Below are 15,881 nucleotides of genomic sequence, written 5' to 3'. Positions count from 1 at the left end.
AACCTCGCCAACCGTTTGCAGCTCCGGCTGTACGCCGCTTCAAACCTCAGCTCAATTACCTGCGTATTAGGCAACGCTACGCTTGCCGATAAAAATATCGCTTAACTAACTGTGTATTCCGTTTTCTGAAACGTCTCGGTAGCCATGTGCTTTTTTGCACTGACTATTCAGTTCACGGACCAGGAGTATTCATGTATCGGCTACCACCCATCCCACCCGCCGCATTACGCAAACTCGCCATGGCAATCGCTTTGGCTTTGCCGGCTATTCGGCCGCTACCAGTTTATGCCGCCGAGACCGGCCAAACCGATACTCCCGGCGCCACGCGAACCTTCAACATCCCGGCCCAAGCCTTGACCGACGCATTGAACGCCTTCATTGCCGCTAGTGATTGGCAAGTCGGTTTTCCGGCGGAAATTGCCCAAAATGCACGTTCCAGTGCGGTGAACGGCCATTTTTCGCCGCAACAGGCGCTCGACAAACTATTGCAAGGTACCGGCATTGGTTACCGGCTTACCGGTCCCGGCAATGTAATGTTGGAAAAGAAAGCAATTACCGAACCCCAATCCGCCGCCACCTTACCGCCAGTCACAGTGACCGGCAAAGTCAGCTATGCCGACAGCGACCCGCAAAATCCTTTCTATAACCGGACCAATGCCAGCTCGGCGACTAAAACCGACACGCCTATCATGGATACGCCTTTATCGATTCAGGTGATTCCCAAAGCGGTTCTCGACGACCAGCAAGCCATCCGTGTCGGCGATGCCTTGCGCAACGTCAGTGGCTATTTCGATTCGCGCGGTGAAGAATATGTCTATGACACCGCTTATTTACGTGGCTTTGCAACCGACAGCCGCCAATATATCGACGGCCTTCGGGACTTGCCGCAGTCGCATTCCCTCGCGATGATCGACCGGGTTGAGGTGTTGAAAGGTCCTGCCGGTGCCTTGTACGGCCGCATGGAACCCGGCGGCTTGATCAACTACGTCAGCAAACGCCCTCTCGACAAACCTTACTATTCGCTGCAACAACAATTCGGCTCGTTCGATCTCTACCGCACCCTGGCCGACGCCACAGGCCGAATAACTAATGACGGCAGCTTGTTGTACCGGGTAAACATGGAGTACTTAAGCAGCAATTCTTATATCGACGTCGTCAACAAGGAACGCGGTTTCATCGCCCCGTCCCTGACCTGGAAAATTTCACCCCGCACCCAACTCGATCTGGATTTTCGCTACCACGACGTCAACGGCCCCACCACCTTCGGCGTTCCGGCCGTCGGCAATCGACCGGCTAACCTGCCAATTAGCCGCTTCATAGGCGAGCGAGCTACCGACGATGGCGATTCCAGTCTGCTTTACGGTGGCCTGAGCCTTAGCCATTCTTTTTCCGATAAATGGAAACTGAACGCCAAGGTCGGCTACAACTATGAACACCAGTTTTCGGCGGGTACTTTCATCAATACCCTGGACGAAGCCACCGGCGACGCCTCCCTGTTCTACAGCGACTACGACTACACCGAGGACAGCATCCAAGGTATTGTCAATCTCACCGGCAACTTCAAAACGTTCGGCCTGGAACATACCCTGACCGTCGGCGGCGATCTTTATAAGACCGACGGCCGCACCAACAGCAGTTATTTCCTGTGCGACACCTGCGGCACCAGTTTCCCATCACCCATCAATATTTTTCAGCCGATTACCTACGACCGGCCCGGCATCAATCTGGCGGCGGAAACCTCCAGCCCGGTATCGACCAGCCGTACCTCTTGGTGGGGCTTGTACATTCAGGATCAAGTCACTATCGCCGAGGATTGGCATCTATTGTTCGGCACTCGTTACGATCAGGCCCATGGCAGTAGCGACGGCGCGGATGTCACCGACGACGGCGAATTCAGTCCACGGGTAGGTCTGCTCTACCGGCCATTGAACTGGCTGTCTATGTACGCCAACTACGTCAAAGCCATGAATGCCGCCAATACCAGCCGGCTGGTGCCGGGCAGTCAACGCCGCCCGGAAATGTCCGAGGGTTGGGAAGCCGGCGTCAAGGGCGAATGGTGGGACGGCAAGTTGAATGCCGGCCTGACTTACTACGAGCTGACCAAGAAGAACACCAGCCACTCAGCCGCCGACGCCGAGTTGGCGGCGCAGGGCTTCAACGTGCTGGTCGGCGAGGGCCGCAGTCAAGGCATCGAATTGGATATGTCCGGACACATTACCGATTTCTGGAGCGTGATCGCCAGCTATTCGTTTACCAGGACGATGTTCACCAAGGACGTCACGGACATTCAAGGTAAGCAGTTCGCGAATGTACCCGAGCAAGCCGCCAGCCTGTGGTCCAAATACGATTTCGCCGGCCTCGGCTGGCAAGGCTTGTGGACGGGCGCCGGGGTTTATCTGGCCGGCGAGCGCCAGGGCGACCGCGCCAACAGCTTTCAACTGCCCGGTTACGCTCGCGTCGACGCCGCCCTGGGGTACGCCTTCAACGCCGGACCGTCGAAAATCAGCCTGCAATTCAATGTCGATAACCTGCTTGATAAACGCTATTACTCGGCCTCGACCTGGGAAACCCGCAGTTTCGGCTCGCAACCGGGCATGCCGCGGACTTTTTTAGGTTCGGTCAAGGTTGAATTTTGACATCGGCACGCTTAAGACGGCTGAAATCCCGGCGGCAAACCTGGTTGCGGGTGCATTTATACCTGGGATTGTTCGTGGGCGCGGTATTGGCGGTGGTGGGTTTTACCGGCGGCATTCTAGTGTTTTACGAGGAATTACAGGACGTGCTGAATGCCGAGCAGATTCGAATCCAAGCGCCGCCGGCTAGTCAAAGACAGCTTTGTCCGCTGGATGACATCATCGCGGCGGCGGAGACCATCAAACCGCCCGGCAGCCGGTTAGACAAACTGTATTATCCGCGCCATGCCGACACCGCCTACAAATTGCTGTATCACCAACCGGCGCCGGCGCACGCCGAATCGGGCGAGCAGGGCGACGGCTATTACGTGTTCGTCAACCCATACAATGCGCAAGCCACCGGCAAGCAGCTCTGGCATCCTTACCAGCGCTATTGGGGCCGGCCACTGGTCAGCTTCATCATGCAGTTGCACTATTGCCTATTGCTGGACACACCGGGAGTGATATTCGTTGGTATCGTCAGCGCGTTTGCCATTATTTCAATCCTCACCGGCCTGATCGTCTGGTGGCCGCTCACCGGCAATTTCCGAACAGCCCTGACGATTAAACCTCGCGCTAGTTTGGTCCGCTTCAACTTCGACTTGCACAAAATCGTCGGCGTGTATTCGGCTGCGGTGTTTTTAGTGGTGGTGTTCTCGGGGGTGTATTTCAACTTACCGGAGCAGGTCAATGTTTTGGTGAAGCAATTTTCGCCGCTACAGCGGCCGAATGCCTGGGAAGGCATGGAATCGGCAAAAATTCATTCCCGTTCTATACCCGGCACCACCGCCATTACGCCGGGTCAAGCCGAGGCGATCGCCCGTCACCAGTATCCGAACGGACAGATGTGGATGCTAAGCGCGCCGGCGGATGGGCAAGGTATTTACTATGTCTGGAAACGCGATGTCACGGAATTGAGCCGGTTTATCGGGTACCGGGAAATCGCGATAGATCAATACAGCGGCGAAATACTGAAAAGGTATGACTCTGGTAGCGGTTCAGCCGGCGACTTGTTTCTGGACTGGCAATGGCCCTTGCATAGCGGCCATGCCTTCGGTTGGCCGGGGCGGATTCTGGTGTTGTTGAGCGGTTTGGCTTGTCCGGTTTTGTATGCCACCGGCGTGATTCGTTGGCTGCAAAAACGCCGGGCAAAATCGGCCGCCGCCGTTATTCAGGCCCAGAAAAATCCCGGTAGAGGCCGCTGCTAATTCAACGATGCCGGGGCATTGGCGGCGGATACGCCCTTCGGCTTGAAATGTCGGCGATTTCCCGATGCCTGCCGTTGGTATATAACACAGTTTAATTAAATCGGCCGTATGCCCGCGCTCATCAAACCGCTTAAGCCATTGAATAATAGTATCAGCCGGAAATCGGGCATGATTCCGGCTTGCCATTGCGCACCATTGAACTTCACGCCGACATGCCCAATCGCCATATTCGCCTATTGGACTTTCTATTCCAAAGACACAACAAGGAACTGCTGGTGTTCGCCGAACAACGGGCCGGCCGCCAACATGCCGAGGATCTGGTTCAGGATGCTTATCTCAGGCTCTTGCAGCACGGCAACACCGACGCCATCGACAACCATCGCGCCTATCTGTATCGCATCACCGCCAACCTGAGCGGCGACCTGCGCAGACGCGAGCAAATCGTCCCTTTCGTCAACGACGAAGAATCGGAAACAGACGCTGTAGCCTGCCCGATGCCGCAACCCGATGCCGTCGCCGAAAGCCGGGAACGCCTGCGAATTTGCCTGCAAGCGCTGGACAGCCTGCCGGAAATAGTTCGCACCGTGTTTCTGTTACACCGCGTCGACGGTCTGACCTATCCCGAAATCGCCAAGGCTTTTGCGATCCCGCCGCGCACCGTCGAGCGCTATTGCATCAAGGCGTTGGCCCACTGTAGCAAATCCGTCAGGCAGGACATAGAGTAATACCGCCAAATTCTCCGCCGGCCAGCGTAGCCGGTTGTGGATGCGATACACTAACACCATGAACCGAATCACCCCGCCAATTCCATCGTCGTTGCACGAACAAGCCAGTCATTGGGTGGTCAGACTGCGCGCGCCCGATTGTTCGGCTAGCGAACGCCGGGCGTTTCAGGATTGGCTGGCGTTAAGCCCTCGCCATCGCCAGAGCTATCAAAACGCCGAAGCGATTTGGCGAGATTTTAGTAGCATCGAAGCACAACCCGACCCGCGGCTGATGGCGGCCAGGAACGGTTTACGCCGCGCGCAAATCGAGCGCCGCCGGGCACGCCGCAACCTACGGCTGTCGATAGCCGCCTCGTTACTGATTGCGGCAATAGGCATGCCGCTAGCCTGGGACTGGATAAACACCGACTGTTACTCGACACTAAAAGGCCAACGGCAACACATCGCGCTCCGCGATGGCTCGACGATAGAACTCAACAGCAACAGCCAGGTGCGAGTCCGCTACGGCTGGCGCGGCCGCGAAGCGGTGTTGGATCGTGGCGAAGCCTTATTCAGCGTGGCGCACGATGAAACCAAACCCTTCGACGTCGTCGCCGGCCACGGCAAGATCCACGACATCGGCACCCGCTTCAACGTGTGCATGCTGAATGACACCGCCACGGTCAGCGTCCTGGAAGGCGAAGTCGCCGTTGCCACTGAGCGGCGGCCCGACCCGCAAACTCTGTTGGCGGGCCAGCAAATTAAATACGATGCTCACGGCCTGGCGTCCGCGCCGACCCGTTTCGACGCCACTACTGTCACCACTTGGCGGGAAGGCATGCTGGTATTTAAAAAGACCGCGCTGGCCGAGGTTCTGGCACAACTAAGTCGCTATCACGACATCGAACTCCGCGTCGCCGACCCGCAATTGCAAAACCTTAAAGTCAGCGGCGACTTTCCGACCGACGACTTAAACCTTGCTCTCAATGCCATCGGCGCCGCGCTGCCGATCAAGGCGGTTCGAAAAAACGAGCGACTGATCGAATTCGAACGCTAAGCGAGAGAGGGCCGGTTCAGCAACACATCGAAATACGCATAAGACGCTTGGCGGGCTCAGGTCGGAAGCCGGTTCGTCACACCCCCTTGGCTTCCTTAGCACAAGCGCTGGCCATGGCAACATTCCCGCATACCGCCGGCGGTTTACGCTTGACGGAAATAAGTGAATTTACGCTGCGCGCGAAATCGTTACCGAAAAATATTTTTAACCACTCGAAAAAAAAGTGGCGCCTCCGCCCTCGAAAACCGCTCTTACTGGGTAGTGAAATCACCACACACCACGGGAGGGCAAATGTATTCACTTTCGAGAACGCTAGTCGGCGGCCTGCTGACCGGCACCACGCTGGTTGCCGCGGCTCAGGAACAAAGCTATCAATTGAACATTCCGGCGCAAGCCCTGTCCGGCGCGCTAGAAACGCTCAAACAGCAGACCGGCCTGCATCTGTTCTACGCGGAGCAAACCCTAGCCGGTAAAACCAGTACCGCGCTGCAGGGCACTTACAGCGCCAAGCAGGCGGTAGCGATTCTGGTCGGCGGCGCCAGCTTGAGTTACACCTTCACCGCCGATAATGCCGTATCGATTAAGCCGCTAGACGTGAACAGTTTGCCGGCGGTCACCGTCTCCGGACAACGCACTTACGACCCCACCGATCCCTATAACAAGGATTACTCGGTTCCCAACACCCGTTTCGCCACTAAAACCGATACGCCGATCATGGAGACGCCGCTCAACGTCCAGGTGATTCCGAAGGCGGTATTGGACGATCGCCAAGCCATCAAACTCGATCAAGCGGTGAAATACGTCAGCGGCGTGACGACCGGCCAAGGCGCGGGCGGCTTGGGCGACCAAGTGACTATTCGCGGATTTTTTAATTTTAACTATTTCCGCAACGGTTTTCGGATCGATACCTTTGGGGGCGCGGACGGCACGCGGGCCATGGCCAATGTACAAAGCATCGAGGTTCTGAAAGGGCCGGCCGCGATGTTATATGGACGTGTCGAACCTGGCGGGATGGTTAACGTGGTGACCAAAAAACCATTGGATACTGCCTATTACGCACTACAACAACAATTCGGCTCTTACGATTTATATCGTACCAGTATCGATGCGACCGGACCGTTGACTGAAAATCGCGATCTGTTGTACCGGATGAACGTGTCCTATGAGAACAGCGGATCGTTTCGCGAGCTGGTGGACTACGAAAAAGTATTCGTCGCCCCGGTTCTGCAATGGAACATCAGCCCGCAAACGACGGCTCTGCTGGAAATGGAATACCGTCACGAAAATAACGATTACGACTTGCATTCCAGACCCTTAATCATTGACGGTACCCGAGCCGACGGCAGCTGGATAAACCCGCGCTTAGTCGATATTCCACGCGAACGAAATTTAATGGAAGCCAACCCGAATCCGGTCGAAAATAAATTCGTCGGCTTTAATCTGAAACACCAATTTAACGACAACTGGGAGATCAGCGAGCAACTCGGGATCAATTTATTGGACAGAACGAGAACAGCGCTACTGCCCACCACCCTAAAAGCAGACCAACGCACGCTGAATAGAAGTTTAGTCACCAGCGATTTTTACAGCAACGAAAGCTATTTTACGACCACCAATTTGACCGGCCATTTCGACACCTGGGGTTTGAAACACACTTTGTTAATCGGCGGCGATTATTACCTGCAAGACATAAATTCTGTCGGCTATGGCAGCACAACCGCAAGCACTATCGATATTTATAACCCGATTCATACCGGTAATCCGCCCATCAATCCAACCACGCGAGCCGCCAATTCGTTTTCTACCGTTACCGACTTATACGGCATCTATCTGCAGGATCAAATCAAACTGCCTTATAACGTTCATGTCATGGGCGGCTTTCGTTATCAAAATGTGGAGCAGTTCGATGTATTGTCTCAACGGATTGGGCAAAGAGCGGATGCGGTGACGCCTCAGGTGGGTGTGCTGTGGCAACCGGAAAAATGGCTGAGCATTTACGGTAATTATGTCGAGAATTTCGGCACAACCAATGGCATGGGACAAGGCAATACCTTTTTACCGCCACAGACCGCGCAACAGTGGGAAGTGGGATTTAAAACCGCATTTTTCGACGACAGATTAACCAGCACTATCGCCTACTATGACTTAACCAAACAAAACATTCCCACCACCGATTTAACCAATATAAATTTTAGCGTAGCCACCGGCGAGGCCCGTAGCCGGGGCGTCGAAGTGGATATCAAAGGGGAAATTCTGCCTGGATGGAATGCCATTGCCACTTATGCTTACACCAACACCGAAGTGTTGAAGGAAAACAATCCGAATAATATCCCGGTCGGCAGCCGATTGAGAGGCATTCCGGATCATACCGCCACTTTCTGGACGACATACGACTTTCAGCAGGACGACTTACGCGGTTTAAAAGTCGGTGCCGGCCTCGAACTGGCGAGCGACAGGAAGGCGACCTTCGATTTTCATGATTTCAACTTCGATGGCTATGGCGTCGTGGATCTGCTGGCTAGCTATACCCGCAAAGTGGCAAAAACCAACGTTACTTTACAGCTGAATGTTACCAATTTACTGGATAAGGAATATGTCCACGACGGTTTTGCGTTAGTGTCCGGCACGCGCGCGACCTGGGGTACGCCCCGTTCGTTCTTGGGGTCGGTCAAGGTTGAATTTTGACCGGGTAAGTCGCAAAAAGCGGGAGTCCTTCCCGTTCTTTGCGACCGAACCGCCTCCTGACCATAAAGTTGCGCGAGCGGTGTCAAGTATCGTCATCTCGGCAGTTACAGCCAAGATGACGTTATTGCTGAAACCGCTTTTTAATCAGAAAACCGTCTTGTGTTCCTTAGCCGAAGTCATTTTTAAAAATCGTTATGAAACCAGCTCTTGAGAATTTAACGTCCTGCAGTGCAAAGCCTCCCGCACCCAATGCCAGTGCTAGCCGGTTAACAAAGCTTAAATCCCGTCGTAAAAGGTGGCTGGCTGTTCACCTTTATTTAGGTTTGAGTGCCGGATTGCTGTTGGCGGTCGTCGGTCTGACCGGCGGCATACTGGTGTTTTATCTGGAAATGCAGGAAATACTGAACCCTGAGTTGTCCGTCGTTTCCTTACCCGCCGCAGAACAACGACACTTGCGGTCGTTAGACGACATCGTCGCCGCAGCGGAAAACGCCAAACCGCCAGATAGTCTGTTTTTTAAGGTGTACTACCCACGAAACGCCGAAGTGGCTTACAAATTTTTGTATTTTGTCAGGGACGACAGTAAAACGAACAGTGGCGACGGCTACTATATCTTCGTCGACCCTTATACCGCGCAAGTCAAGGGTTTACAGCTTTGGCATCCCAAAGATCGATATTGGGGCCGGCCTTTGGTCAGTTTCATCATGCAGTTACATTGGTGTTTGCTGCTGGGCAAGACTGGCGCCACTATCGTCTCGATTCTCGGCGCCTTTTCCATTTTATCGGTATTGACTGGCTTAATCGTCTGGTGGCCGTTGACCGGTAAATTTAGGCAGGCGCTGACCTTCAAGCGCCGTTCGGGATCAGTCAGATTCAACTTCGATCTGCATAAAATAGTCGGTTTCTATTCCGGCATCGTGTTAATACCGGTATTGTTTTCCGGTATTTATATGACGCAGCCGGAGCGAATAGACGTACTAGTCAAGCCGTTCTCGACTATCACCCGCCCGAATGCGTACAACGGCATTCCGGAAACGATTGATAGCGCCCCACCCAAAGCGGGGCAACAGACGATTAGCTTAGCGCAAGTGGAAACAATAGTGCAGCAAAGCTACCCTGCCGGCCGACTATGGATGCTGAACGCACCGAAGGACCGGCTGGATGTGTTTAGGGTGATGAAACGAGACGTCGCAGAATCAAGCCACTTCGTCGGCTACCGGGATATTGCCGTCGATCAATACAGCGGCGAAATTCTGAAAGTCTACGATTCCGGCACCGGCTCCAACGCTGATGTATTCTACGATTGGCAATGGCCTTTGCATAGCGGCCACGCTTTCGGCTGGCCGGGACGAATTTTGGTGTTGCTGGCGGGTTTGGCTTGCCCGGTGTTGTATATCACCGGCGTCGTGCGTTGGCTGCAAAAACGGCGGGCGAAACAACCTCTAAAGTCACTTAGCCAAAAACAACCGCCGCAGGCCGTTGAATCAATTTATTGCCCCCGCGCTTAAATCCCGTTCGCGCTTGGTCTGTCGAAGGGCACGCTCGTTTGGGCTGCGATGCGCTTAGCCCGCGACATATCCGGGATAAATAGGGCCGGGTTAATAAGCCATTCAGGAAACCATTCCCCCGCCTGCCGGTCCATTTTAAGTGCGAGTTAAGCCTTTAAGGTTTTAATCGCCACGCGGTCCGGGACCGGCTTCTATTGGCAATACCCATAGAGTTTATACGCCGCCCGACTCAACGTATTTATGAACAGCATCCAGGATGAAAAATAATGACTAAAAAATTACTTGCTATCGCCATCGGTACCAGCTTGTTAACAGCCTGTACCACTAACCCCTATACCGGCCAGTCCAGCATGAGCAACCTAGGCAAGGGCGCCGGTGTCGGCGCGGCAGTGGGAGCAGGCGCCGGTACTTTATTCGGCGGAAACGACTGGAAAAACGCCGGTCTGGGCGCATTAGCCGGTGCTGCGGTGGGTGCCGGTGTCGGTTATTACATGGACAAACAACAAGAAGAGATGCAGCAGTCGCTGCAAGGCACCGGGATTGAAGTCCAGCGCACCGCGCAAAACCAGCTGACCTTGAACATGCCCAGCACCAGTGATGTAACGTTTGCGTTCGGCAAGGCCGACTTGACGCCGGAAGCCCAGCACGCACTCGATCCCATCGCCAGAGTGTTGACCAATTACCCGGAGTCGACGATTTCCGTCACCGGCCACACCGATGACGTGGGTTCCGATGCCGACAATCAACGTTTATCCGAAGCACGGGCTACCAGCGTGGCCAACTTCTTGGCGCAACGCGGTGTGAACCGGATGCGTATCTCCCAGCAGGGCATGGGCGAAAGTTCGCCGAAAGTACCGAACAGCAGCGATGCTAATCGGGCAATCAATCGCCGGGTGGAACTAGCGATCAACGCCAATCAAAACGCCGGCGCCAACCAACAGCCGCCGCAAGGCTACCCGCAGCAACAAACCCAGCCTTATCAGCAACAAGGCGGTTATCCGCAGCAGAACTACCCGCAGCAAGGTTATCCGCAGCAAAACCAACCGTATCAGCAGGGTTACCCGCAACAGCAAAGTTACCCTCAGCAGAATCAGCAATACCAAGGTTACCCACAGCAACAGGGGTATCCACAGCAAACTTATCCGCAACAGGGTTACCCACAACAGAACCAGCAATATCAGCAGCAGTATCCACAGCCTTATTACCAACAACAATAAAGCTTTAGATACAAGCCAGCCATCATAAAAAACCCGCTTCTTTCCGAGAAAGAAGCGGGTTTCAGTTAAGCCCTTGGAAATTCGGCTCTGGTTTAGCCACTAGCTATTGTTAATATCAAGCGTCGCCAGCCCTGACATCAAACTCAATTTTCCAGCGCTGTTGATCGCGTTTGGAAACCGCTTTTAACTCTAAAGTCCCCACTTCAGTCACAGCCACGGACAAATGCACGGGGACGATGTCGCCGGCATGACGCCCCTCTTCCGGTAAGGTGATTTCAATTTCGTCCAGTTCTTCCAATTCGTCGTCCTGCCAATATTCCAGCCTTACCCCTACCGCATCGTCGCGGCGGGTTTTCGAGCCAAAAAAGCGGAAGCGTACCGGTTCTCCGATGATCAAACCGAATTCGTCATTAGGCAATTCCTGTTCGCTGCCCTCTTCCATCCCAAACGGCGCGATGCACAAGGCTTCGATTTCTGCCGGCAATCCGGGAACCGCCGGCATGGCGCTCTCAATGCCGACATAATAAGCGGCCGCCGTGCCGCCCTTGATTCTGACGCCCTTGCCTTTGCGGACAAAGCCGTAATATGCCGCTCCACGCGCGACCGCCAAATCCAAGTCTGCGCCTTGTAACAGTCTGGCCGGCGCGGCTTGTTCGGCTTGCAGCCAGCTATTTAATATTTGCATCAAACGCTCAGCCATCACGCCGGCTTTTAACACCCCGCCGTTGAACAATACCGCAGTGGGATGCAGGAAACTGGCGTGTTCGGGCAAGACATGATCGGCTAGCTCGCCGGTCGCTTCTTTTTGCCGCGACAAAAATGCAGCCAGATGGCGGGTAATGCCGGCATCCTGCGCATAAGGCAAACCCGCGGTACGCAAACCGCTGCGCGGTCTGATCACAGGCCTTTCTTCGACCGGCACCCACGGTAAAAAGCCTTCGACCAACACGCGGTTCAGTTCGTCGCGGGTTAGTTCGGTGCGCAAAGTGCCGCCGATCAAGGAAGATCCTCGGCTCGCTACGACTAAAGGCATGCTGCCCAACTCGGGCTGGTTGAATAGTTTTTCTTTGGCTTCCCGACAGGCGTGGGTCAAAGCTTGTAGTTGCCAGGATTCCAGACGCTTGCCGCTGTCTTGCTCCAGTTTGGCTCTAACGGTATAGGCCAAGGCCAAGTCCATGTTATCGCCGCCCAACAAGATATGATCGCCGACCGCCACCCGGGTCAATTGCAGGTTGCCGTCTTGTTCGGTCACCGCAATCAAGGACAAGTCTGTCGTGCCGCCGCCGATGTCGGCGACCAAAATCACGTCGCCGATTTGCACATGATTGCGCCAATCGCCTTCGCTGTTTTCGATCCAGCTGTACAAAGCAGCTTGCGGTTCTTCCAGCAATACGGCCTGCCCTAATCCCACCGCGCGGGCCGCTTCGACCGTCAATTCACGCGCGGCCGGGTCAAACGACGCCGGCACTGTGATAGTGACATCTTGATCTTGTAAATTATGCTCCGGGAATCGGTGATTCCAGGCATCGCGCAAATGTTGCAGATAGGCCTTGCTGGCGGCAAACGGGGAAATCCGCTCCACATCCTCCGGCGCCTCGACCGGCAAAATCGCTTGTTTGCAATCGACACCGGCATGGCACAACCAGCTCTTGGCGCTGGACACTAATCTGATGGGGGTTTTGCTGCCCAGATTACGGGCGATTTCGCCGACCAGATATTCCGGTTTAGCTGTCCACGGCAACGCAGTGGCGCCTTCGGCAATCTCGGCCGGATGAGCCAAATAGGTGAAGGACGGCAATTGCGCCTTGTCTTCTATCGTGCCGGGGCCGGTCAACTGCGGAATCGCCAACACATCCAGGACCACTTGATCCTCGCCGGCTTCCAGATCGACATAAGACAATACGCAATGCGTGGTACCCAAATCGATACCGACCGAATAACGCGCGGTCATAATTCCACCTCGGCCGGCGCGACGATTTTGGCGTTATGGCCTTCGGTCAATTTCGGCAAACGCAGATCGGTGACTTGCCAACCTTTATGCACCAAAGTGCCGGTAAACGGCGCCTCGCCGACGATATTGCCGGTCAAACGAAATGACGCGGCATCGAAGCCTTTGTTTAGAGTCACCCGGTTGCCTTCGGGATCTTTGCTGACAGGGGCCAGGGTGAAATGCTCGCTGACCGCTTTGCTGCAACCTTGATGCACCACGCGCGCCGCCGCGCCGATTTCGGCATCGGAAAAGGCGCTGACATCTTCTTTGATGAAGTCGATAAACCGAGCTTCTTTTTGCAGCAAACTTAATAATTGCAAGGCAGCATCCGGAGTCGCTTCCTTCAACACCACCGGTTCCGGCGCCGGGGCCTGGACGATTTTTTCCACTTCGACGATCTTCTCGACGATTTTGACTTCCGGTTGCGGCGCAGGGCTGGGAGCGACTACTGCCGGAACTGCGGATTTACAGCGGCGCATGCCCAGCAATACCGAGACTAAAACCACAATCAGGATCAAAGCCAACAGTGCGGCGGTACCGGCCAAACACACGTGCCACAAATCGAAGGTGGTCGGGCGCAAGGATAAATCGATGGTGTAGGTATTCATGAAAAACGAGTGATGGTTGTTAATTGAAACAAGTGCTGTAGCGTCTAATCTTCAAGCATGCCGCAACAGATAACGCTAAATTTTCACGCCAATGCCATTGCGGACAGTGGGAGTCAGTTACCAGGCATGCCGGCTTTCTTCGCGGCTTCCGCGTACATTAATTGCTGCAGCAAATTGCGCGTTACCTGGATACGCATTTTCTTCAAATGCCGGTCAGCCACCACGCCCGGCACTTCGGCGTCGGTATAAACTTTGCGCATTTCGGCCAAGGTCGGCTCACAAGACTTAATAATCACATCGGTGGCGTTGCGGCTTTCCATCTTGGCAAACTCGGGTTTTTGCATAGTATCCACTACACATTTTTTATAGGTGTACTGAGCTTGCTGAATCTTCTGGATGGTCTCATCTTTCAGAGTGGTTTCGTTCCATTCTTCCTTGGCTTCCTCGGCACAGGCCAAACCTGCGACCATCATCAATGCAACTACTAAACGGTATGTCATGTTTTGCTCTCCAATGGGGGCGTGATAATGGCTGGCGATTTTACGCGATGCTAGCTGAAATGAACAATCAGTCGGCAGCGGCAGGCGGTCAGAACAGGCCTAGCCTGATCAGCCAGCTCACTGCGGCCAGCTCTAAACTCACCCAGGCTCAGGACAAACTCGCGTTTCAACGCCAGATCACTAAGATACCAGGCAGTGAGCTAAAAGCGACGCCAAGGCGGCAGGAACGCGCTGCTCATATAAGGGCTGGCGCGGGTCTCTTGGAAATGACCGTATCGAAAAATCCACCCAAATTGGTGCTCTAAAGCTTAGGGGCTGTTGCCGTTTCACATCGGTAACCATATAAATGCACAAGCCAGGGCGATAGCACCTTCAAAATTGCGTTTTAGTTTGTCATATCGGGTGGCAATAGCTCTAAAATGTTTCAGTCGCGCAAATACGTTTTCAACGAGGTGGCGATATTTATAGAGACACCAGTCCATTTCCTCATTCCCGACTATTGAATTTTGTTTTCTTGGGATGATGGGGACTGTGCCTTGGTCTCGAATTTGAATCCGTAACGGCTCGCTGTCATACCCTTTGTCTGCAATCATGTAGCCCGCCTGGGGGAGCTTGGCCACAAATTCCGGCGCTTCTTTGCAGTCATGTACTTCGCCCCCCGTAATCGAGAACTGGATGGGAAGTCCACCGGCATCAACCGCCATATGGATTTTGGTCGTGTTGCCTGCGACCGATTTCCCGATGGCTGTTGGGTTTTCATGGGCGCCGCCGCTACTGTGTTGATGGGCTTTAATAATGCTGCCATCAATAAATAGCCATTCCAAATCAGGCTCAATCACTAGCGCTTGAAAGATACCCCTCAGCTTTTCTTGCAGTGACCAGGCATTGAAGCGCTTGTACACGGCATTCCACTTGCCAAAAGCGACGGGCAAGTCTCGCCAAGGGCAGCCAACACGCAAGCGATAAAAAATCCCTTCGACCGTTTGCCGAAGACCGGGTTTGTCGTAAATGCTGAAACTCAACATAATCGTTTTTAGCTTTTCCCAGTGGGTATCTGTAAGCAGTTGGCGTGGCATTCGCTAGTTATCGTTTGATTGAAAACTCAATCAATATGGCTCGCCAATCGATTTTCAAAGGGATTATGACAAAATGGCAACAGCCCCTAGTGATCGCAAACATGCCGAGACGAACCGGCCTGATTTTGGCCTTGAGTGGTATCAGGCAATAAAGGCAGGGCTTCCGTTATTCCGTCGCCGCATTGTTTCATTTGCTGCATGGCCTTATTGGCCGACACGTCCTTACCAAACTCCATCGCTCTGGCCATCGCTTCATCGCGTTTTCCCGCCGCGCATAAGCGCTCCACCTCGGCAGTCATTTGTTTGGCCTGCGCTTGAAAAGCTTGCATGTCGGTCTTATCAATGTGCTTCACGCAGTCTTGCATGGCTTTCATTTTCTGCATCACTTGCTGCATTTGCTCTTTATCCATATTTTTAAACGCATCGTTTTCAGCGGCAGCGGCGATGGGGAGTAGTAACAGCATGGTTATCAATAAATTTCGCATGACTTTCCTCAAAATAATGAACATACCTGGGAACTGTAGAAGTGTTCTACGTGGATAGCAAGCGCTGGCGATAACGCCGACTTAATGGTGTTGTCAGACAGGATCGTCCGATTTTGTCGCATCCACGACATCGTTTGCTAAGCTGCCTTAGAGCGATAATCCCTATCAATC

General features: G+C 54.0%; 13 protein-coding genes. 8 read left to right on the top strand and 5 right to left on the bottom strand.

What is annotated here, in order from left to right; genetic code table 11:
* Positions 1-191: 191 nt before the first annotated feature.
* From ACWAU0_RS16700 to ACWAU0_RS16670, 7 genes are all read left to right on the top strand, one after another.
* The gene (locus ACWAU0_RS16700) at positions 192-2,636 is read left to right on the top strand and encodes a TonB-dependent siderophore receptor (RefSeq protein ID WP_458137323.1); all 2,445 of its coding nucleotides are present in this window, start codon (positions 192-194) and stop codon (positions 2,634-2,636) included.
* Positions 2,633-3,880, top strand: a complete 1,248-nt coding sequence (locus ACWAU0_RS16695; protein WP_458137322.1) for a PepSY-associated TM helix domain-containing protein — start codon at positions 2,633-2,635, stop codon at positions 3,878-3,880. Before ACWAU0_RS16700 ends, ACWAU0_RS16695 begins: the two co-directional genes overlap by 4 nt.
* Before the next feature lie 212 nt (positions 3,881-4,092).
* Entirely contained in the window at positions 4,093-4,605 is a 513-nt protein-coding gene (locus tag ACWAU0_RS16690; RefSeq protein WP_458137321.1) for an RNA polymerase sigma factor, read from the top strand.
* A gap of 58 nt (positions 4,606-4,663) precedes the next feature.
* Positions 4,664-5,641, top strand: a complete 978-nt coding sequence (locus ACWAU0_RS16685) for a FecR family protein (RefSeq protein WP_458137320.1) — start codon at positions 4,664-4,666, stop codon at positions 5,639-5,641.
* Between the two features lie 291 nt (positions 5,642-5,932).
* Entirely contained in the window at positions 5,933-8,326 is a 2,394-nt protein-coding gene (locus tag ACWAU0_RS16680) for a TonB-dependent siderophore receptor (protein WP_458137319.1), read from the top strand.
* Positions 8,327-8,520: 194 nt separating this feature from the next.
* Positions 8,521-9,834, top strand: coding sequence for a PepSY-associated TM helix domain-containing protein (locus tag ACWAU0_RS16675; protein WP_458137318.1), 1,314 nt, complete (start codon positions 8,521-8,523; stop codon positions 9,832-9,834).
* Between the two features lie 266 nt (positions 9,835-10,100).
* Entirely contained in the window at positions 10,101-11,051 is a 951-nt protein-coding gene (locus ACWAU0_RS16670; protein ID WP_445368989.1) for a YiaD family glycine zipper/OmpA-like lipoprotein, read from the top strand.
* A 115-nt stretch (positions 11,052-11,166) separates the two neighbouring features.
* Here ACWAU0_RS16670 and ACWAU0_RS16665 read toward each other — a convergent pair whose 3' ends face one another.
* From ACWAU0_RS16665 to ACWAU0_RS16655, 3 genes are all read right to left on the bottom strand, one after another.
* A complete protein-coding gene (locus ACWAU0_RS16665; protein ID WP_458137317.1) occupies positions 11,167-13,002 on the bottom strand; it encodes an Hsp70 family protein in 1,836 nt (611 codons plus the stop codon).
* A complete protein-coding gene (locus ACWAU0_RS16660; protein ID WP_458137316.1) occupies positions 12,999-13,649 on the bottom strand; it encodes a DUF2760 domain-containing protein in 651 nt (216 codons plus the stop codon). The genes ACWAU0_RS16665 and ACWAU0_RS16660 overlap by 4 nt, the downstream gene beginning before the upstream one ends.
* Positions 13,650-13,762: 113 nt before the next feature.
* The gene (locus tag ACWAU0_RS16655; protein WP_033156500.1) at positions 13,763-14,149 is read right to left on the bottom strand and encodes a hypothetical protein; all 387 of its coding nucleotides are present in this window, start codon (positions 14,147-14,149) and stop codon (positions 13,763-13,765) included.
* Here ACWAU0_RS16655 and ACWAU0_RS16650 point away from each other — a divergent pair.
* On the top strand, positions 14,125-14,454 hold the full coding sequence (locus ACWAU0_RS16650; RefSeq protein ID WP_523070811.1) for a hypothetical protein: 330 nt from the start codon (positions 14,125-14,127) through the stop codon (positions 14,452-14,454). The genes ACWAU0_RS16655 and ACWAU0_RS16650 overlap by 25 nt on opposite strands.
* 21 nt (positions 14,455-14,475) lie before the next feature.
* Here the strand turns inward: ACWAU0_RS16650 and ACWAU0_RS16645 are convergent, their stop codons facing one another.
* Complete coding sequence (locus ACWAU0_RS16645) at positions 14,476-15,225, bottom strand: IS5 family transposase (RefSeq protein ID WP_129871393.1); 750 nt, start codon at positions 15,223-15,225, stop codon at positions 14,476-14,478.
* Positions 15,226-15,311: 86 nt separating this feature from the next.
* Positions 15,312-15,710 (bottom strand): hypothetical protein, encoded by a 399-nt coding sequence (locus ACWAU0_RS16640; RefSeq protein ID WP_523070810.1) that lies wholly within the window; start codon positions 15,708-15,710, stop codon positions 15,312-15,314.
* Positions 15,711-15,881: the final 171 nt, after the last annotated feature.

The sequence above is a fragment of the Methylomonas sp. Uni0009 genome (assembly GCF_054188105.3).
The sequence above is the reverse complement of the archived record's forward strand: the minus strand, read 5'-3'. Positions and strand labels throughout refer to the sequence as shown.

Bases quoted from the DNA above. Each gene is read 5' to 3' on its own strand.
- ACWAU0_RS16700 (WP_458137323.1), top strand. From the start codon at position 192: ATGTATCGGCTACCACCCATCCCACCCGCCGCATTACGCAAACTCGCC.
- ACWAU0_RS16690 (WP_458137321.1), top strand. From the start codon at position 4,093: ATGCCCAATCGCCATATTCGCCTATTGGACTTTCTATTCCAAAGACAC.
- ACWAU0_RS16685 (WP_458137320.1), top strand. From the start codon at position 4,664: ATGAACCGAATCACCCCGCCAATTCCATCGTCGTTGCACGAACAAGCC.
- ACWAU0_RS16680 (WP_458137319.1), top strand. From the start codon at position 5,933: ATGTATTCACTTTCGAGAACGCTAGTCGGCGGCCTGCTGACCGGCACC.
- ACWAU0_RS16675 (WP_458137318.1), top strand. From the start codon at position 8,521: ATGAAACCAGCTCTTGAGAATTTAACGTCCTGCAGTGCAAAGCCTCCC.
- ACWAU0_RS16670 (WP_445368989.1), top strand. From the start codon at position 10,101: ATGACTAAAAAATTACTTGCTATCGCCATCGGTACCAGCTTGTTAACA.
- ACWAU0_RS16665 (WP_458137317.1), bottom strand. From the start codon at position 13,002: ATGACCGCGCGTTATTCGGTCGGTATCGATTTGGGTACCACGCATTGC.
- ACWAU0_RS16660 (WP_458137316.1), bottom strand. From the start codon at position 13,649: ATGAATACCTACACCATCGATTTATCCTTGCGCCCGACCACCTTCGAT.
- ACWAU0_RS16650 (WP_523070811.1), top strand. From the start codon at position 14,125: ATGCAACTACTAAACGGTATGTCATGTTTTGCTCTCCAATGGGGGCGT.
- ACWAU0_RS16655 (WP_033156500.1), bottom strand. From the start codon at position 14,149: ATGACATACCGTTTAGTAGTTGCATTGATGATGGTCGCAGGTTTGGCC.
- ACWAU0_RS16645 (WP_129871393.1), bottom strand. From the start codon at position 15,225: ATGCCACGCCAACTGCTTACAGATACCCACTGGGAAAAGCTAAAAACG.
- ACWAU0_RS16640 (WP_523070810.1), bottom strand. From the start codon at position 15,710: ATGCGAAATTTATTGATAACCATGCTGTTACTACTCCCCATCGCCGCT.